This is a genomic window from Caballeronia sp. SBC1 (genome assembly GCF_011493005.1).
In the GTDB taxonomy this organism is placed as follows: domain Bacteria; phylum Pseudomonadota; class Gammaproteobacteria; order Burkholderiales; family Burkholderiaceae; genus Caballeronia.
In genome coordinates, this window is sequence record NZ_CP049159.1 from 65233 (window position 1) to 84693 (window position 19461).

A 19461-nucleotide genomic window follows, 5' to 3' on the forward strand; every position below is an offset into this window, starting at 1 on the left:
GAAGACCCATGAGCATCACCGCGGAGCTCGAAGCACAAATCCTGCGCTATTACCACGTTGAGAAATGGCGTGCTGGCACCATCGGGCGCCAATTGCATGTACACCACGGTACGGTTCACCGGGTGCTCGCGCAGGCCGGACTGCCCAGAACGGGTGGCCTGCTGCGGCCTTCGCAGATCGACGCATACTTGCCGTTCATTCACGAAACGCTCAAGAAGTTTCCGTCGCTCACGGCGAGCCGCCTTTATGCGATGGTGTGTGAGCGCGGCTACCGCGGTAATCATCATCACTTCCGGCATTTGATCTCGGTGCACCGTCCCCGACCGATCACTGAGGCTTATTTGCGTCTTCGGACTCTGCCGGGTGAGCAAGGACAGGTCGATTGGGCACATTTCGATCACCTGCAAATTGGTCGCGCGCGTCGACCACTGATGGCCTTCGTAATGGTCCTGTCGTGGTCGCGCCAAATTTACTTGCACTTCTTTCTCGATGCCCGCATGGACAGCTTCCTTGCGGGCCATGCGGGCGCTTTCGAAGCATGGTCCGGTCTGCCACGAGTGCTGCTCTACGATAATTTAAAGAGCGCTGTTCTTGAGCGTCAAGGCGACGCGATCCGTTTCAATCCCCAGCTTCTTGCGTTCGCCGCCCATCATCGCTATGAACCCCGCCCGGTCGCGGTCGCACGGGGCAATGAGAAGGGACGGGTTGAACGCGCTATACGCTATGTTCGCGAGAACTTCTTTGCGGCCCGCAAGTTCACCGATATTGACGATCTGAATGCTCAGGCCACGCTCTGGTGCGCCGGTCCTGCTGCAAATCGTCCTTGCCGCGAGGACCCGACGATGACCGTGCGTGAAGCCTTCGAGCGTGAGCAGCCAAGTCTGCTCGGCCTGCCCGACAATCCTTATCCGTGTGAGCTGCAGCTGGAGGTGAGCGTTGGCAAGACCCCTTACGTGCGCTTCGATCTGAACGACTACACCATCCCGCATACGCACGTACGCCGCACACTGACGGTGCGCGCCGATCCTCGTCAGGTACGCATCCTTGATGGCATCACGCTACTCGCTACCCACGAGCGCAGTTACGATCGCGGCGCACAGGTTGAGATTGCCGCGCATATTGAACAGCTGGTTCAGATCAAACGCCAGGCCCGTCATCACCGCGGCCTCGATCATCTAAGTCAAGCAGCGCCTGCCAGCCACGTGCTCATGCAACGCGCCGCTGAACTCGGTGGAAATCTGGGCAACATTACATCGCATTTGCTGCAGCTGCTTGACCGCTATGGCGCCGCCGAACTTCAGGCGGCAATTGAAGAAACACTCGCCAGCGATGCGGCACCTCATCCAAACCCGGTGCGTCTCGCGTTGGAGCGCCGGCGAGAGACGCGCCAGGCACCGCCGCCTGTCGTCATTGATTTGCCCGAACACGTGCGCAAGAAAGACACGCTGGTGACACCTCACCGGCTCGACACCTACGATCAAATCTCCGGAGACGCTGATGAACACGCCTGATGAATTGCAAACTCGCGCGAACGCACTGCGCCTTTATGGCCTTCTGACGCATTGGTCCGACGTTGCCGCCCAGCCGTGGGTCGCGCCGCTCGTGCAGTGGGAGGAGGACGAGCGCTCCCGCCGTTCTCTGGAGCGGCGCATCCGCGATGCGCACCTGGGCAGCTTCAAACCGCTTTGCGACTTCAATTGGACGTGGCCTAAGCGGTGCGATCGCGCCGTCGTCGAAGAATTAATGACGATGGAGTTCGTCAAGGACCAAACAAACGTCGTATTGATCGGGCCGAACGGCGTTGGCAAATCAACACTTGCGCTCAATCTAGCCCATCAGGCAATCGTTCACGGTCACACGGCTTTATTCACTACAGCGGGCCAAATGCTCGGCGAACTAGCCGCACTTGACAGTGACTCGACTTTGCGTCGCAGGCTTAACCGTTACGCTTCGCCCGATATATTGGTCATCGACGAAGTCGGCTACCTCTCCTACTCAAACCGCCACGCCGATTTGCTATTTGAGCTCATTAGTCGCAGATATGGGACCGCCAGCACAGTGGTCACGACAAACAGGCCATTCAAGGAATGGGCGGAAGTATTCCCTAACGCTGCTTGCGTCGTCTCCCTGGTCGATCGACTCGTACATCGAGCCGAAGTCGTCGTCATCGAAGGCGAATCCTATCGTGTGAAGGAGGCACGCGAACGCGCGGAAGAACTCGCCAAAAAACGCACTGCAGCGAAAGCCGCGAAGAAAAAACCATGACGCGAGTTCATTTACCGTCCGGGATCATAAAAGGGCTCAACTTCTTGATCCCCGAGAACTGGTCCGCTGATCAGGCGCTCGCCGTCGTAGAACTGCTGGATGACCTGCGCGAGCGTATCTGTATGCACTACCAGCTTGAGCTTTTTGAACTGCAACATCAACAACGCGCTGACCTCAGAAACGCTCATCCCGCCGACGCAGACGACCCATTTTAAGGTGGCGGCGAAACGGTCGGCGGCGAACGTTTCTCATCGCCCGCCGCCATCTATATGCGCTTTTACACCGCCGCTAACACCAGTCGCAGCTAGCGAGCGTGGCAACCACGCGCTGGTCCAAGCCGCGGCTTTGCCGGACGTCGATGTCCTCGATGCAGGCTTGTGGGTTCTTCAGCCTGGCGGCCTTCATCAGGCGTTCAAGACGGCGCGTGTCGCGCCAAGCCAGTTCGCGTTCGACGACCATGCCGAACCGGTCCTCGAACGACAGGCTGGTGCTAGCGGTCAGTGCGGCTTGTTCCTCGAAGGCGCGGGCCATGCCGTCGAGTTTCAGGTTCCGGAGTTGCGAGAGGGTTTGCTGCATCAACATGGTGACCTCCTTCGGGTCAGTGATAATAGTCAGGCCCGCGCACGTTCTCGTGTTCGGGAGATTGCCACTCAGTGAGTTCGATCGGCAGCGATGCCTGGCGGTCCAATCCGGACTTGAGGATCGAGAGGACAGAGCGACGTGTAGGGGGCCGACCACGAGGGCGCGCTGACAGGCCGCTTCAAGGCGCTCGCGACCGTATTTGCGGGCCAGCGCCAGCAGTCCCAGACAAGCCCGGTAGCCCATTTCGGGATGCGGGCGGTTGGTCAGCAGGTGCCGGACGATCGCCTCGGCGCCGGGGCCAATGGATGCACCCCAGTTCAGCAGGCGCCCGGGCGTCCACTCCAGGTGAGCGCGGTGAGCTACGGGCATGTGCTCGGGTAACGTCGTGTGTTTGTTGCGCAGGTGGCTGCGGGCGTGAGCTGCGACGCGCTTGCCGCCGTGGAGGATCTCGACGCCGAAACGGGTCAGGCGGGCATAGACTGGCTGGCGCACGAGGCTGTGCGGGGCGCTGTAGTAGTGGTGATCGACCTCAACATGGTAGTCAATGTTGACGACGCATCGCACGAAGGTCGCGATCTCGTAGCGCTGGGCAGGTAACGGCCGCAACGCGGGCTGGTCGAGCCGCTCAAACCATTCGCGGCGATTACCCTGAAGCTTCTTGAAGGGGCGTTGGTTGAGATCAGCAATGAGACCAGCGATCGCGCGGTTCAACTCGGCCAAGCTGAAGAAGCGGTGGTTGCGCAGACGAGCAAGAACCCATCTCTGGACCACTTGAACTGCTACCTCGGCCTTCGCTTTCTCGTAAGTCAGCAACTGTCTGTCATGAGGAACAACGCGTAGTCAAAGGCGCGTTCTTCGAGATCACCCATCCATTTCACCCGCTTCACGGAAATAGCTTCGTTTTGGTCAGCCGGCGGCTGAACTGGGGCGAGGATCGGGTGATGTATTTCGACGCGAACAAGCGCCTGCGTTCGGTTTTGGCATCCTGGACAGACGTGCCGGAACCGGATTTGTTCGCGCAAGCTTCGGGAGTTCGATCCTCGTTTAGAACGGACGACTTGCTTCGATTGCGTGCGCTAATCGACGATTTGCTAGGTGCTCGCGATGTCAAATAAATTTCGCCGCTCGTGTAAGGATAAATACGCCGTCATCATGATGCTGAAGCATCTGATTGACCAGGACGTCTTAAGTCTATCCAGCTCCAATTTGCCGTTATTTCAGAGTAAATCGATCATCGAAATCCTTGACAGATTGATTTTACTGTCATATTTTAGTTGTCATTTTAACAACAACGGATCCTCTAATGACCAAGCCGCCGTCAAAGCGAGATCGACTACGCGAACTCGGCGGCCTCAATCCTCATCCCGATCGAATACAAGCGCCCTGGTTCCGATCGGGCGATTTCTTCGATCCCGACGACATGGTTCAGGTCAAGTACGAGATGTTGCGTCATGTTCAGGTCGACGGCGCCTCCAAGGCCGAGGCGGCCGCATTGTTCGGAATGTCCAGGCCAACGTTCTATCAAGCAGAGAGTGCCTTTGCCAGCGAGGGGCTTCCAGGGCTGCTCCCGAAACAGCGTGGGCCCAAAGGCGCACACAAACTCAACTCGACGGTTATGGCGTTCATCGAAGAGCGCTTACAGCACGACAACACCATCCACGCTCGCGCGCTCGCGCAGGAGATAGAAACCGCGCTGGATCTATCGGTCCACCCACGCAGTATCGAACGCGCGCTGGCGCGCAAAAAAAAACCGTAGACGATTCGGCTCAATTTATTTCGCCATCGTCGGCGCTTGGACGCTACGAAGCGCTGCGGGCCGAGCTCTTCGGCACAGGTCCTCACTCCGAAGGCCACGCCGCAATACGCTTTCATGGTGTATTGAACGGCCTCGCGATCAAACTCTCGCACGCTCTGTGCACCGAAGTTGCCGTCCCAGCCGTGTTTGATTCCAACTCAGTGCGGGATAACGGTGCGCTCGTACGCGTGCTGGCCAACCTCGTGCTGCGCGCCCACGAGGAGCTTGCCCATGTCTACTAACTCCGCTCAGAAGGTCACCTCGGAACATCTCCGGCGAGATGCCTTTCTTTATGTTCGCCAATCGTCGCTTCGACAGGTGTTCGAGAATACCGAGAGTACGAAGCGGCAATATGCACTGCGCGATCGTGCCGTTTCGCTCGGCTGGCCAATTGAGCGTATTCACGTCGTCGATAACGATCTCGGTATGTCCGGATCCAGCGCTAAGGAACGAGACGGTTTTCAGCACTTGGTTGCCGAGGTGGCCAACGGTCACGCCGGCATCGTGCTGGGATTGGAAGTGTCCCGTCTTGCGCGCAATAATGCGGACTGGCATCGCCTGATCGAGCTTGCATCGCTCACGCAAACTTTGATTTTGGACGAAGATGGAATTTACGATCCGGGTCAATTTAACGACCGTCTTCTACTGGGATTGAAGGGCGCCATGAGTGAGGCTGAACTTCATATTCTCAAGGGTCGTCTGCAAGGCGGGATCAAGAACAAGGCACGCCGGGGCGAACTGGAAGTGCCTTTGCCGATCGGCCTTGTTTATCACCCGAATGGCTCAGTGGCGCTCGATCCTGATCAACAAGTACGGGGAGCGCTGCAGTTGCTCTTCGACACGTTTCGGCAAGCTGCATCCGCTACCGCGACGGTCAGGCGATTTCGCCAGGAAGGCTGGCTGTTTCCGCGTCGCATCCGCCGCGGAATCGGGAAGGGAGACCTGCTTTGGGGGCCCCTGGAGCACTGCCGGGTCATTCAGATTCTGCATAACCCTCGTTACGCCGGTGCGTTCGTGTACGGGCGCACCCGCGGAGCATACCGTCCCGGTCGCAAATCCACATCGCTGAAGGTTGCTCGCGAGAACTGGCAAGTGCTGATTCAGAATTCTCATCCAGGTTTTATCGATTGGGACGAGTTCGAACGTAACCAGGCTACCCTTAAGCAGAATCTAACCGGATTCGGCCTCGATCGACGTGGCAGCATGCCACGTGAGGGTGTCGGCCTCCTGCAGGGGCGTGTCGTGTGCGGTGCCTGTGGAGCACGCATGCGCGTACGATATCAAGAGGTCGATAATAAACTTCAGCCCTACTATATGTGCACGGAGAATCCGGTACGTCGTGCAGGCAAACCCTGCCAATCGGTTCGCGGAAGCGCCATCGATGACGCTATCGGCTCGCTGCTTTTGGAGAGCGTTGCGCCAGCTGTGCTCGAGGTCGCGTTAGCGGTCGAAGATGAGATATCGGGGCGCGTCAAACAGGCCGCGGCGCAGCGTCAGAAGCAACTAGTTCGAGCGCGCTACGACGCCGAGCTTGCGCGCCGTCGATATATGAGTGTCGATCCAACGAACCGGCTCGTCGCCGACTCACTCGAAGCAGACTGGAATGAGCGTCTGCGCGTACTGGATGCATTGCAGCAAGAGAACGAGCGACTTCAGCATGCCGATCACAAGCTTCTGAGCAGCGACGCGCGGACCCAGATTCGCGCGCTTGCCGAAGACTTCCCTCGTGTCTGGAATGACCAACGCGTGGTGCCGGTGGAACGCAAACGAATGATCGCCTTACTCATTGAAGACGTAACCTTGGTAAAGGCAGAACGCATCGCTATCCATGTACGTTTTCGCGGCGGTCGAACGACATCGTTGGAGATCGACAAGCCCAAGCCTATCGCGCTAATTCGCAAGACGTTGCCCGAAGTCGTTGCAAAGGTCGACGAACTCCTCGAAACCTGCTCGGATAGGCAAGTCGCCGAACAACTCAATGCGCTGGGTTATACAAACTGGAAAGGCGAATCGTTCACGCATAAGAAGGTATCTATTGTTCGCACCGCCTACCGACTCAAGAGCCGGTTCGAACGCCTGCGCGCACGCGGCATGGTGACAGCTAACGAGCTCGCCAAACAACTCGGAGTCTGCCCGACTACCATTTACCTGTGGGGCCAGCGCGGGGTGGTGCACCAGCATCGATACGGAAACCTGCATCGCTGCCTCTACGAGCCCCTCGGTGACGTTGTCTTGGTCAAAGGGCAAGGAGGCCGCTACAGTTCGACAGAACCGACTTTTATCCCTGTTCCATCAACCACACAAGGTGCAGTATGAAGCGTACGCCTTATCACGGGGCTTTCTTGGCCGTGCTGGGAGCATCGCTGTCGCGTAGTGGTTCACGAATTCCTGCGCCGTGCGGCCAAGACCCGGTTCGTATCGGTCAGGTCGTGCAATCAATGCGCGCGGATTATCTGGGACCAGCAGGCTCGGGGCGCCTCCGTAGAATTCCATGGCGCCGATAAGCCCGCCGATCCAATCGTGCGTGCCCTCCGAACGCGTCGCACAGGCATACGTGTAATTCGATGCGCCGAGCGCAGCGACAAACACGTGCGCACGAAACGCAACGCCACCGCGCCCGTCCAGGATCGGCATGGTGTGCCCGGCAAAGTCGGCAAACAGCTTCTCGCCGGCGCGGTGTTGCTGACGCATCGAACGTTTGAGCGTCTGCGCCCAGTCGCGGTAGCGCTGGCAGAACTGGGTGTAGCGATAGGTACGCTCGCCGAGGTGCGCCTCAACGTACTCCTCCCACAATAGTTGCAGCGTCACGTTTGCGCGCCGCAACTCGCGATGAACGAGCGCGTAGTCCAGCTCGACACGCCGGGCCTGCGTATTCTGATCGGCCGGCAGCCTCAGCTTGGCCTCGAGTTCGTCGTCAGCCAGCGGTTCGACGCTCGCCCAGTCCAGATTGGCCGCGCTTGCACGCGCTGCATACGCCGATACCGCACCCACGCTGATACCCGCGGCCCGGCTGATCTGGCGGTGCGACAAGCCGCACACCCACTTCAGCCGCAGGACTTCTTTCAATTTGCGCATGCTCATCCGATGTGCCGGCATTACCTGTCCCCTATAAAAGAGACAAGGCTAACGCCCGTCGTTGATGTCATACGCAACACCACCGCCAGACCGAAATAGCGTTCCTGTTTCGGTCCAGTGATCACTCATTCCGGGAACGTGATCACCTGTTTCGGCAAGATGATCAGTCGTTTCGGAAACGGGTGATCAGCGATCACCATCAACCGAAATGACTGATCACCTTCCTCCGGATTCACTGATCACGTTAAACCGGAATCGGTGATCACGTTCGCCGAAATACGCAGTACCGGAGCCGAAGAGGTTTTTTACCATGCGTGTGGCAGTCTATACCCGAGTGTCCACCCCAGATCAGTCCACTGACCGGCAACGGCGGGAATTGCGCAGGTACGCGAAAGCCCGTGGCTGGGAGATCGTGCGGGAGATGCAGGAAACCGTCAGCGGCGCGTCACAAAAGCGGCCGCTGCGTGAAGCGGTCATGCAACTGGCGCGCACCCGCGCCGTCGACGTGATCTTGGTCCAGGCGCTGGATCGCTGGGGGCGCAGCGTGCAGGACCTGATCCTGACAATGGTGGAACTGGAAGCGCTCGGAGTGGCCTTCGTGGTACCTGGCCAGATCGACATAAGTACGCCAATGGGTCGGATGCAGGCGCATGTGCTGTCGGCGGTCGCGGAATTCGAAAGGGAGCTTATCCGGGAACGTGTCCGCTCCGGCCTGGCCAATGCGCGCGCCAGAGGGAAGCGGCTTGGCAGGCCCAACGCGATACCGCGCCTGGTGAACAAAGGCTTATCCCTGATCAGGCAGGGAATGACCTACTAGTCTTACTGTGTCACAAAGTTAACTTGACATTCCCACAGCAGGGACAGCGCGGAAGCCTGCCGGTGATCGCGCGGGCGATGAGTACTCGCAGCGTCGAAATCGAGTCAGGCACGTGGCGCTGGACCCGTCCGGCTGCCGCGAGGGAGGTAACCTTCGGGTAGGGAAGCCGCTTCTGGTCGAGCGCGGTTTTTTTTTGCGCCCTCCTGACCGAGCCGCTCGGTGACGAGAAAGGCGTAAGCCGCAATACACAGCGTGGCATGGTGATGGAAGCCGCGCCAGCCGCGGCCCTCGTAATGCGCGAGGCCGAACTCCTGCTTGAGCTCCTGGTAGTCTCGCTCAATACGCCAGCGCATCTTGGTGACGAAGACCAGTTGTTCCAGCGTGGCATCGGACGGCGCCGTGCTGAGGAAGTATTTCACCGGCTCGGCTTCTCCCTCGGGCCACTCGATCAGTAGCCACTCCTCGGCGCGCATCTCGGTGCCCAGGTAATCGCGGTGAGCAGGACGAACCCGCACAGCGGCGAAACGCGAGGATAGATCCGTGTTGGTACCTTCGCGCCAGGTGACCGCACTATAGGCCTCCCGCGGCAATGCCATGGCCAGTGCCTTGACCGACACCGGCTCGTGACCCGGCTCGCGGCGCAGCTTCGTCGGCCGTATGCCGCGACCGCTCCATGGCCTGGGTGGCAGGGGTGCGGCGCCCGGTGCCCATACCGTGGTTCCCGGCCTGATACCGACGGCATACAGCATGCCCAGTTCAGTAATGCCATCGCGAAAGGCGGTTTCATCGCCATACCCAGCATCGGCCAGCACCACGCCCATGGGCACGCCCGAGGCGAGCGCCTCATGCATTTGCGCCAACGCGATTTCCGGCTTGGTCGCGAAGCTCACCTCGTCGGGCACCCCGGCTTTCTTGCGGCGCACAGGGTCAGCCGCCCAGTCCTTGGGCAGATACAGTTGATAGCCAACAGGAACGCTGCCCCGAACGCTGGCCAGCGACAAACTGACCGCCACCTGGCAGTTGTCCTGTTTGCCCAGTTGACCGCAGTATTGGCGCGCGACGCCAACTGAATGCGTGCCCTTCTTCGGGAATCCCGTGTCATCAACGATCCAGTAGCAGCCACTGTCCAGACCAAGGTCTGGCACAACCCAGTCGCGGATGCGCGTCATCACCGCGTGGTCGGACCATCCGGCCTTCGCCACGAAGTGATGCAGTGACTGATGCTTTGCTGCGACGTGCAGCGGATCGGTATGCGCTGCCAGAGGCTCAACGCTCTTGCGATGGATCGGCAGCATCAGCCCGCGACAATAGTCCTGCAATCCGGCGTTCCGATCCTCATGCCCTAACGCTGCGCACAGGTGCTCGATGTAGCGATCGAACTTCTCCAGATTTTCCATTGCAGTCCGCTGGTAAATAAGGATTCCTTATTATAGAATGAAACGTAAAAGAAACTGTCGTTTTTTTATGACACAGTGAGACTAGGAGGCCGCCGAACAATCGGGGGTGAGCATTTCCACGCTACTGCGCGCCCGCAGGAAAGGCAACGCCGCCGCCTGATAGTCGAAAAACCGGTCGGTGACGCCAGCCCCCGGAATGGCGCGCTCTCCTACCTGCACGCTGACGACGACGATTGGCATCGGGCCACAGAGGCCGGACTGAGACTCAATTGGTAGCAAGATGACAAAGTGCGCTCCTAGAACCCATCATTCAACCACGGGCGATGACCAAGAGAATGTGATAACGGCTGACAGAATGCGGGAACGGTTGGGTGCCGACTCATCGTCAGGCAACCCAACTGATAAGTACAAGAAAACGCGGGATATCTACCATGAGCGAAGCCGAGTAAAGTAATAACTTCCGCTGCCGCACGGCAATTTAAGGTCCAGGACGCAAACTTTCCCTGTTGCGAGCGATTTATGCACCGAGTGGCGGTAATAGTCCTTTCGCCCATCGATTTGGTCTAGAGTTGCGCCTCCAGTGATCCGCCGACCATCGGATAGCAGAGGATTGGCAATAACTTACGACACCGCAGGTGAGTTTTGTCGGTAGGCGCTCAGTCCGCGGCAATGCACTGTCGGCTCTAAATGTTTTTGGGATGTAACGGTGACAAATCTCGAGCCAGCGGCAAATGAATCAAGTCTGCCGTCCTTTCCTATGGTGGGGATCGGCGCTTCTGCTGGGGGGCTTGAAGCGATCTCGGCACTGATTGAAGAAATTCCGGCCGCAAGCGGCATGGCGTTTCTCGTGGTTCAACACTTGGCACCGTCGCGACCTAGCCTGCTGCCTGAAATTCTGGCCAAGCGCACTGCAATGCCGGTCTTGGAAGCCGTTGAAGGCATGGCCGTAGAAGTGGGCCACCTCTATATCATCCCGCCTAACGCTAGCATGTCGATCGCGCAGGGTTGCATCAGATTGCGGCCGCGCGACGATACCCTCGGGCCGCCAATGCCCATTGACGACCTTTTAGACTCCTTGGCCAAAGATCAGGGCGTGAACGCGATCGGCGTGATTCTCTCAGGCAGTGGTTCGGACGGAGCGCTGGGCCTGCAAGCAGTTCAACATGAGGGCGGCATCACCTTTGCCCAGGACGACGCGACTGCTCGATTCAACAGCATGCCGCGTGCCGCCATTGGCCTGGGTTGCGTCGATTTCGTGCTATCGCCAAAAGACATTGCGAACGAGATCATGCGCTTGGGGAAACATCTGCGATCCGAGTGGGCACAACGAGAATCGCCGGCCCCCCTAATTGACCATGTCGAAGCAAGTCTGCGGCCCATGTTTCGCCTGCTGCGAAATGCCTGCGACATTGACTTCACCAACTATAAGCGCGGCACCATCCAACGCAGATTGTCCCGGCGAATGGCGCTACAACAGCTTACTTCGGTCGCCGACTACGTTGCTGTCCTTGAATCCGACGCGGCAGAAACGCTCGCACTGGGACGCGACCTGCTGATTCAGGTGACTGAGTTTTTTAGGGACCCCGAGACGTTTGACGTGCTGACTCAGACTGTGTTTCCTCGCCTTATTGGCGAGCGAAAGTCCAACGAGCCGATCAGAATCTGGGTGCCCGGCTGTGCCAGTGGAGAAGAGGTGTATTCAATCGCGATTTGCCTGATGGAGTATCTGGGCGAACGCGCCACGAGTACCCGAGTTCAGATTTTTGGCACCGATGTGAGCGCCGATGCACTGGAAACCGCTCGTACCAGCCGGTATATCGAGAACATCGCGCGCAACGTGTCGCCTGAGCGACTGCAGCGATTTTTTGTGCGTGACGGGCAGTACTACCGCATCGATAAATCAATCAGAGACGTTTGTACGTTCGCTCGTCACAATGTCGCGACCGATCCACCGTTTTCACGGATGGACCTGGTCAGTTGCCGCAACCTGCTTATCTATCTGAATCCGGTGTTGCAACGAAGCGTTATGCCGCTGTTTCACTATGCGCTGAAGGCAAACGGTGTGCTGATGTTGGGACCTTCGGAAACGGTTGGCGCATTCTCTGACCTGTTCGGCATCATCGAAAGTAAGCGCAGCAAACTCTACAGCAAGAAACCACACCCCGGCCGACCGAGCGCAGGTCACTTGACGCCGACGGCGGTGCCGCAAGCGCCACTTCATTCTCAGACTTCATTCGAAAGCGGCCCGGCGTCTACGAGTGCCGAGGCGATTCGGCGCGAGGTTGATCGCGCGGCCTTGGCCCGGTACGTACCCCCCTGTGTGCTTTGCGATGACGACTTGAACATCATCGAGTTTCGAGGCGACACGTCGTTGTTCCTGGTCAATCCGAACGGTCCTCCAAGCAGCAATTTGCAACGACTCGCCCGGCCTGAAGTTTTTTTAGCCGTAAGCGAAGCGATAAAACAGGTCCGCGAAGAAGGCGCTGTGGTCCGTAAGTCGAAACTACGGATAGACACAATCGGGGGCGCGAGCATGGCCAGCCTCGAGGTGCACCTGCTACAAGTCGCTGAGGTCGAAGGTCGTTGGTTCCTCATCTTTTTTGAGTCACCGGCACGTCAGTCTGATGACTTCTCTGCGGGAAAACGTGAATCGCTGAAAGCATTGGTGCTCCAGACCCTACGCAAGGGAGGGCGCAAGAAAGGAGGAATGTACAGCGATAATGAGGAGGAAATCGCACGCCTAAACACCGAATTGGACGCCACGCGTGCACAACTTCGGGCAATGCTGGAAGAACATGACAGCGCGAGGGAAGAGCTTAAATCAAGTGAAGAAGAACTACTCTCGAGCAATGAGGAGTTTCAAAGCACCAACGAGGAACTCGAGACTGCGAAGGAAGAACTCCAATCGCTAAATGAGGAGCTCTCTACTACCAACGATGAGTTGCGCTACCGCAACCAGGAACTTAGATCGGTCCACGATGAGGTGACGCGCGCCCGCGACTACGCCGATTCAATCGTCGAGACGATGTCCGAACCCATGCTTGTGCTGGAGCCAGACCTTCGCATCACGCGGGCGAATCGCGCGTTTTATCAAGTCTTCGAGACTACCCCCGAGAAAACACTCGGCACCCGGCTCTACGCGCTGGGCAACGAACAGTGGAACATTCCGGCCTTGCGGGAGTTGCTGGAGGAGCTTCTTCCACAGCACACCGTCGTTCGGGATTTCCTGATCACGCACGAATTCCCGCGCATCGGTTTGCGTACGATGCGACTAAACGCGGTGCGTGTGGTGTGGTCCGAACACGCGCTAATCTTACTCACGATCGACGACATCACCCGGCAGCATCAGGCCTTCGGTCGGCTGCAAACCGCGGACCGGCAAAAGGACGAGTTCCTCGCGATGCTCGCGCATGAACTACGCAACCCCCTCGCCACGATTCGCAACGGGCTGAAGATCTGGGAACGCGGCAGCGCCGACAAAGCTTCTGAGGAAATCGCGCGAGTTGCGGCTCAGCGGCAGCTCGATCACGAAATCCGGCTCGTCGAGGATCTACTGGACGTGTCGCGCATCACGCGTGGGATCATAACCCTCAAAATTGAGCAGATCGATCTTATTGAGACGGTAAGGCGGACGGTCGAAGCTATGCGCTCCGAGATCGACTTACATCAGCATGAATTGTCGCTCGCGCTGCCGACTGACGCATTGACGGTCAATGCGGATGCAATGCGTATCGAGCAGGTCGTGACCAATTTGCTTGGCAACGCACTTAAATACACGCCCGCCGGCGGTCAGATCCGAATTTCGTTGGAACGCGATGGAAATGAGGCCGTGCTGTCCGTCGTCGACAATGGCATCGGGATGGCGGCCGATCTTATACCGACTATCTTCGAAATCTTCGTTCAAGCCGAACGTTCCCTTGATGGAAAGTCGGCGGGCCTGGGGCTCGGTCTGGCACTTGTGAGTCGTCTTGTCGAGCTTCACAGGGGGGCGGTGCGTGCGTTTAGTGAAGGCCTTAAGCACGGCAGTAAATTTGTGGTTCGGCTTCCCGCACTGGCGCGAGGCACACTCCCCGACGTTCCGGTGAAGAAGGCAGGCGCTTCGCTGCAGAACGTCGAACAACGGATTCTGGTGGTCGACGACAACGCGGATTCAGCGGAAAGCAGTGCCTCCCTCTTACGGCTCGATGGACACGAAGTACAGGTTGCTCGCGACGGCCAAACAGCGCTACGGAGCGTGCAAGATTTCCATCCCGACGTGGTCCTCCTTGACATCGGGTTGCCCGGCATGGACGGCTACGAGGTCGCGCGTCAAATTCGTGCAATGTCGAGCTCAGGAAATATCTTGTTGATCGCCCATAGCGGGTACGGAGAAGCCGAGCATCGAGAAAATTCTCGGCAAGCTGGCTTTGATCATCACCTCGTTAAACCCGCCGATCTGAGCCAGTTGACTGAACTGATCGCGTCATTGCTGGGCAAACGCGCTAGTTGAGGGGCGACTCTATAGGTCGAACAGCACCGTCGCTCGTTTGGCCTGTCTCACTTCCCCGTACCTATCAAATCCTGTACGAATACTGATAGGTGTCACGCGCAGCGGGTCTGAATCAATCGCTTGCGGTCACACTATTTCCGTATCTGATTGGGTCAACGAGCGCAGTTTGAACACGCCCGCTACGGACAAACTAGTGTCTCGTCACGCCTCAAACGTCGGATATAGCCTGGACAGTTTGATGCGGGCATCGCCAGTGGTGAATTGCCAGTTAATCCGTGCCTTAAGCTGATCTCGCCGAACTTGCCACGCGCTTACCTCGCGGCGCACCGTGTCGATATTGTCGATGCGCCGGTCCAGGCACTGCTTGATCATCACATTGAGTTCGATCTCGGCCATGTTCAGCCAGCTGCCGTGTTTGGGCGTGTAGATAAACTCGAACCGGTCCCACAGCGCTTTGGCCTGCGGCGCCGGGAAGGTTTCGTAAAGGGCGGCGGCCGCGTGGGTGTTCAGGTTGTCCATCACGAGCGTGATTCGTTGTGCATCCGGATAGGCCTGGGCAATGTCCTGCACGAAGTGGGCCCATTGCACTTTGGTCCGAGATTCGGTGACTTTGGTAAGACGCCGCCCGGCCAGGGGTTCCGATGCCATGAAGACATTGCACACGCCACAACGCTCGTACTCGTAGTCCTCTCGCGCGAGACGTCCCGGTGCTGCTTTGATCGGTTCGCGAGTCTGGCGAATTAATTGCCGGGGCGTTTCGTCCATACATACCACGGGGCGCGCTGCATCGTAGGAGCGGTGGTAGATATCGAGCACGTTTTCCATGGCGGCTACGAACTCCGCGTTCGCTTGCGGCGGGATGATCCAGCCTATCTTGCGCCAAGGCTTCAGTTCGTTTTTTTAAGCGCGCGCCGCACCGTTTCGTGCGAGAGGCTATCCACGTACTCCAGTTCTACTGCACGCTGGGCCAGCAACCTCAACGACCAGTTCGCCTGGCCTTCGGGAGGCTCGCTACAACTTAGCGCAATCAACCGGGCCTCAAGCTCGCCATCGATCTTGCTGTCGTAGATCCTTTGGCTCGGTGGCCGCACAAGCGCAGCGTCGTAGCCTTCCTCAACGAAACGCTTCTTCACCCGGTCGATCTTGCGCTCGCTCACGTGCAACACCCCAGAAACCTCTTGTGTCGAGCGACGCGCGCGCCCCGAAGATACGTCGCAATTCAACAGAATGAGCCCGTTGATTATCTTGCGCGATTGGTGCGAACCTTTGCTCACAATCGCTTCGAGTTGCTCTCTTTCTTCAACGCTCAGCGTAACGATGTATTTTTCCATCCCCCGATTTTCGACTAAGTCGCCCAAGTTTACAATGACTTGAGCCCCCTGCAATCGCCGACAGTTCACGCATGTCGCGACACTAGACTGACCTATACAGGGTCGACTAGCGTCGAATCTTGCGCTCCGCTCCCGCGCAGTCGTCCTCGCCCGCATGCCCTGATCCCGTTCGGCCTTGTGCGCCCAGCTATGCAAAGTCTCTGCCATGAAGTCGATCTTCGCAGCGATCGATCTGATCGCCGCCCACGGCGAGTCATACTCGCCCTAATTTTTTCACACCAACCGTACCGCGCGATCGCGCGTACTTCATACGAGCTTGGGCCTCCGGGAAAACCTCGGAAGCCGGTGCGGCTCACCCTGCCGCCTAACCAGGCATTCAGCACGCCATACTCATGACAAGCGCAACTAAATTGGCCGGGGTTTGGCCTTTTTGGCAATACCCGTCAAACTCACTATCTATTATATGGCTGCGCACCTCTGATTCGTCCAACGCAGTGAATGCGACTATGGCTATTCCGCAGGTACGTCCATCCTGGCGCAGCGTAAGCGCAGCCTCAAAACCACTGCATCCGGGCATCGAAATGTCCATAATAATTGCGTGAGGCGCCCACGCAATTCCAACCGCAATCGCCTCGACACCGCCGAAAGCCATGCGGCATTGCAGATTCTCAAATGATAAATAAGTCGCCAACGCTTCAGCGGCGTTGTGATTGTCGTCTACTACCAAAACACGCATTTGTTCGCCGTTGACCTGCACTCGCCGGTTAGTCCAAAGGTGGTGAAGTTTGCCAGCACTTGAAAGCATCAGTAACTCCCCGAATTGCAGTAGTCCAGCACCAGCCGTGCCTGCAAAGCTCTTAACCCAAAATCGTCGCTAGATTCTTCGCTTATTCGAGTTTCAAAACTTTTGCACGCAAGCGGTATACCCGCCTTAATCGACAACGAGCGTCGGCTTTTTGGGACCGTAGACAGGATCGGGCACGGCGAGTGCGTGCTACAAAGTCTCGCAAAAGAAATCGGCCCAAATGAAAAGCGTATGGAAATCGAACATGGCAAACGGTCGTGCTCCTATGTTGTCGGCTCGAAGCGCCGACGACATGCTGGATCATTTGGCACTCATGGTCCGTCAAACAGCACGCTGTGGCGGCCGAATTGCCCGTATTCAAGGGATGGACCTCGATTACTAGGAAGATCGGATCAACACCGTGATCAACAAAACTGACCTCTTTTCCTCGCAGCAGGACCGCGCAAAGCGCTTGTTGATCGAACTGCGATCTTCCGACCGAGCATAAGGCGAGGTGTGGGCTTCGAAACGGGGTCGGCCATGGACCGATCTGCGCGAATTGCCCGTGCGCGGTTTCTCGGGTGTGTGGCTGTACGATAGTCGTGGCTTGTCCGCCGCCACTGGGTCATGAGCGGTCGTAAAGCGGCCCGGGCGGAGCCGCACTGGCGGCCGTTCGCAGGACCGCTCTCGCCCGCCAGCCAGCGGCAGGCGTTTGTCATTCTGAATACCCTGTTCGCGGGGCTGGTCAACGCGGGCTACCTAGTCGGCAATCCGCTGTCCCTGTCGCGTCAGCGGGCGCACAAGGCCAAGCCGCGCGTGACGCGATTCCTCGAGGACGACCTCTGGCAGGCCGTCAAAACCTCGATCGACGCGATGCCCCGTGCCACCGCGCGCGAGCAGGAACACTACGCGCGGGTGCGCTGGCTGATCTCGCTGTTGTATCTGATGGGGCTACGCATTTCGGAAGTCGTGAGCAATCCGATGGGCGGTTTTTTTAGACGGCGCGATCACGATCGCCAGGACCGATGGTGGCTGGCGCTCATCGGCAAGGGCGACAAAGAGCGCTTGCTGCCGTCGACCACCGAACTGATTCCGGAGCTGGCGCGCTATCGCCGACAGTACGGTTTCGGGGCCCTGCCCTATAGCGGCGAAGCAACACCGCTGCTGTTGCCGATCGGTGGCACCCACCGGACGTTGACCCGCGGTGGTGTGCATCTGATCATTAAAAAGGTGTTCGACAACGCGATCGAACATCTGCAGTCGACCGGCGAAGCACGCGAGCGCGCAACAGAACGGTTGCGCCAGGCGTCCGCTCACTGGCTGCGGCACACAGCGGGCTCACACATGATGGAGGGGCAAGTTGACCTGCGATACGTGCGGGACAACCTCGGGCATGAATCGATCTCGACGACCAGTCAATACCTGCATGCCGACGATGATGATCGGCATCGTGCGACAGAAGCCGGCCTGAGACTCAACTGGTAGCAAGGTGACGATCGATCCAAGGTCTTCCTAAGCAGAACTGGAACTTTGCCGTTGAGGTTGCAACCTCGTTGATCCGCGAGCCCGTTCATGGGCCGGCACGGTATTTCCGACATACAGACCCCAAAAAAATTGACCATTATATTTATGTAAATTCACTGAAATTAAAAGCGACAACATTCCGAGAGCGGACTTCCCAATCGACGCGCACGAGATTTTCGCGGGTCTTGCGTTGGATTACCACCGCCGACGAAATCGCGGCTCTGCAACGAATGCCTCAGCGCGAATCGACCAGTCCCGCCGTTTAATTTTCATTGTCTCGGGCTCTCTCCAAAGATTCATCCATCGCATCGAGCTGTTTCATTTTTGTATGTTGTCCGCGATGAACGGCGAGTAACCGACTTGTCAAACTCGCGATGCTCGCCGAATAAACGCATCCACGACCGCTGGCCGGTCCCGAAGTCAGAAATGCCCGCCGCAGGAGCGGGCACCACCTCATTTATTAGCGACTGAGCGCGCTCAGCATCGCCGTCTATGGCGCGTTCTTCTTGACGGTTTCTTTTGCGTCGCCGTAGCTCTTTTGAGCTTCGCCGGCGCCTTGTTGAATGTCACCTTTTACCTCTTGGGCCGTATCGCCTGTGACTTTGCCAACGACTTCATTGACCTTTCCCTTGACCTTCTCGCTCGTTCCGTCAACTTGATCTTTGTTCATGGTGAATCTCCATAAGCAGCCGTTAATTCGACCGCCTAAGGATCACGCAAGAAGCGGGCCTAACTAGTCATCACGGCGCGGTTGAGCCGGCGCAGTAGTCCACCTCATTGCCCAGATATGAGATCCACGAGAAAAGTTGTTGCGAAACCGAGTGCGCGTCCTTCATTGGGCGCGCTGTCATCGGATAGCGTATGCACGCCGCCAGCCCCAAGCGCGTCGTCCTCGCCAACTGTCTCGCGCCAAAGCTCTCTCTTGATCGGTCGGAATGTCCAGCACAGATAGCCCTCGGCGGCGACAAGCCGCGTCAGTTTTTCACGGTCCAGCGCTTCGTCCACCAGATGCGCTAGCGCGGTGCGATCGTCAACGCAATCGCTACAAGCCTAACGGCAGGGCAACGCCGTGTGCGCCGACGCGCCAATCGCGTCGCATGCCCGTCTCGCTACACCTTCCACGCATGCACCGGTCAGGCGACATCGAGCAACGCCTGATCGATGGTTTCGAAAGCCGCTCGTTGCTCTGGATTACCGTCCCCCGGGCACTGCATGCGCCGGAATTTCCACACTGAGAATTCGCAGGGGCGTTGCGAGACGGAAACCATGCCAGTACAGCATCAATAACACCTGTGTACTGACGCGCGCAGCGGCAGTCACCGTCACGGCGTACAGCGGCTGTTCCACCGCGTTCATGTGTTCCGAAACCGTCTGAAAAAAGTCATGAGAAGTCTCTCATCAA

Annotated in this window: 15 protein-coding genes and 3 pseudogenes; 8 read left to right on the forward strand and 10 right to left on the reverse strand. The window is 58.1% G+C overall.

Annotation, left to right across the window (positions count from 1 at the left end):
• The first annotated feature begins 8 nt into the window (after positions 1 to 8).
• Complete coding sequence (gene istA, locus SBC1_RS35290) at positions 9 to 1511, forward strand: IS21 family transposase (protein ID WP_165989005.1); 1503 nt, start codon at positions 9 to 11, stop codon at positions 1509 to 1511.
• Complete coding sequence (gene istB, locus SBC1_RS35295) at positions 1498 to 2265, forward strand: IS21-like element helper ATPase IstB (RefSeq protein WP_165989003.1); 768 nt, start codon at positions 1498 to 1500, stop codon at positions 2263 to 2265. The genes istA (SBC1_RS35290) and istB overlap by 14 nt, the downstream gene beginning before the upstream one ends.
• A gap of 11 nt (positions 2266 to 2276) precedes the next feature.
• Here the strand turns inward: istB and SBC1_RS39675 are convergent, their stop codons facing one another.
• The 3 genes and pseudogenes from SBC1_RS39675 to SBC1_RS35310 form a co-directional block, all read right to left on the reverse strand.
• Entirely contained in the window at positions 2277 to 2453 is a 177-nt protein-coding gene (locus SBC1_RS39675) for a hypothetical protein (RefSeq protein WP_207958446.1), read from the reverse strand.
• A gap of 106 nt (positions 2454 to 2559) precedes the next feature.
• Positions 2560 to 2847: pseudogene (locus tag SBC1_RS35305) on the reverse strand (ATP-binding protein); the annotation flags it as partial.
• 16 nt (positions 2848 to 2863) lie between these two features.
• A pseudogene (locus SBC1_RS35310) lies at positions 2864 to 3648 on the reverse strand (IS21 family transposase); the annotation flags it as partial.
• Between the two features lie 101 nt (positions 3649 to 3749).
• On the opposite strand from SBC1_RS35310, the gene SBC1_RS35315 reads away from it, so the two are divergent.
• The 3 genes from SBC1_RS35315 (at position 3750) to SBC1_RS35330 (ending at position 6958) form a co-directional block, all read left to right on the forward strand.
• Positions 3750 to 3962, forward strand: coding sequence for a DUF5372 family protein (locus tag SBC1_RS35315; protein ID WP_075644113.1), 213 nt, complete (start codon positions 3750 to 3752; stop codon positions 3960 to 3962).
• Between the two features lie 188 nt (positions 3963 to 4150).
• Positions 4151 to 4603: a helix-turn-helix domain-containing protein gene (locus SBC1_RS35320; protein WP_165098391.1), complete on the forward strand. Its 453-nt coding sequence runs from the start codon at positions 4151 to 4153 to the stop codon at positions 4601 to 4603.
• A 270-nt stretch (positions 4604 to 4873) separates the two neighbouring features.
• Positions 4874 to 6958: a recombinase family protein gene (locus tag SBC1_RS35330; RefSeq protein ID WP_165098388.1), complete on the forward strand. Its 2085-nt coding sequence runs from the start codon at positions 4874 to 4876 to the stop codon at positions 6956 to 6958.
• A gap of 6 nt (positions 6959 to 6964) precedes the next feature.
• Here SBC1_RS35330 and istA (SBC1_RS35335) read toward each other — a convergent pair.
• Positions 6965 to 7738 (reverse strand): annotated as a pseudogene (gene istA, locus SBC1_RS35335) (IS21 family transposase); the annotation flags it as partial.
• A gap of 289 nt (positions 7739 to 8027) precedes the next feature.
• On the opposite strand from istA (SBC1_RS35335), the gene SBC1_RS35340 reads away from it, so the two are divergent.
• Entirely contained in the window at positions 8028 to 8534 is a 507-nt protein-coding gene (locus SBC1_RS35340; RefSeq protein WP_165105828.1) for a recombinase family protein, read from the forward strand.
• Positions 8535 to 8638: 104 nt separating this feature from the next.
• Here SBC1_RS35340 and SBC1_RS35345 read toward each other — a convergent pair whose 3' ends face one another.
• Together SBC1_RS35345 and SBC1_RS35350 are read right to left on the reverse strand one after the other, a co-directional pair.
• A complete protein-coding gene (locus tag SBC1_RS35345) occupies positions 8639 to 9931 on the reverse strand; it encodes an IS701 family transposase (RefSeq protein ID WP_165989156.1) in 1293 nt (430 codons plus the stop codon).
• 81 nt (positions 9932 to 10012) lie between these two features.
• Entirely contained in the window at positions 10013 to 10171 is a 159-nt protein-coding gene (locus SBC1_RS35350) for a hypothetical protein (protein WP_165105827.1), read from the reverse strand.
• Between the two features lie 466 nt (positions 10172 to 10637).
• On the opposite strand from SBC1_RS35350, the gene SBC1_RS35355 reads away from it, so the two are divergent.
• Positions 10638 to 14420, forward strand: a complete 3783-nt coding sequence (locus SBC1_RS35355; protein ID WP_165105826.1) for a chemotaxis protein CheB — start codon at positions 10638 to 10640, stop codon at positions 14418 to 14420.
• Between the two features lie 201 nt (positions 14421 to 14621).
• Here SBC1_RS35355 and SBC1_RS35360 read toward each other — a convergent pair.
• Positions 14622 to 15751, reverse strand: a protein-coding gene (locus SBC1_RS35360; protein WP_371826770.1) for an IS630 family transposase whose coding sequence is annotated in 2 segments (ribosomal slippage) — positions 14622 to 15313 and positions 15313 to 15751 — 1131 coding nt in all. Because the reading frame shifts where the segments join, the coding sequence is not laid out codon by codon here.
• Positions 15752 to 16127: 376 nt separating this feature from the next.
• The gene (locus SBC1_RS35365) at positions 16128 to 16556 is read right to left on the reverse strand and encodes a response regulator (protein WP_165105816.1); all 429 of its coding nucleotides are present in this window, start codon (positions 16554 to 16556) and stop codon (positions 16128 to 16130) included.
• Between the two features lie 606 nt (positions 16557 to 17162).
• On the opposite strand from SBC1_RS35365, the gene SBC1_RS35370 reads away from it, so the two are divergent.
• On the forward strand, positions 17163 to 18020 hold the full coding sequence (locus SBC1_RS35370; protein WP_165105813.1) for a tyrosine-type recombinase/integrase: 858 nt from the start codon (positions 17163 to 17165) through the stop codon (positions 18018 to 18020).
• 529 nt (positions 18021 to 18549) lie between these two features.
• Here SBC1_RS35370 and SBC1_RS35375 read toward each other — a convergent pair.
• Positions 18550 to 18729, reverse strand: a complete 180-nt coding sequence (locus SBC1_RS35375) for a CsbD family protein (protein ID WP_165105803.1) — start codon at positions 18727 to 18729, stop codon at positions 18550 to 18552.
• A 104-nt stretch (positions 18730 to 18833) separates the two neighbouring features.
• The gene (locus tag SBC1_RS35380; protein WP_165105800.1) at positions 18834 to 19064 is read right to left on the reverse strand and encodes a hypothetical protein; all 231 of its coding nucleotides are present in this window, start codon (positions 19062 to 19064) and stop codon (positions 18834 to 18836) included.
• Between the last annotated feature and the right edge of the window lie 397 nt (positions 19065 to 19461).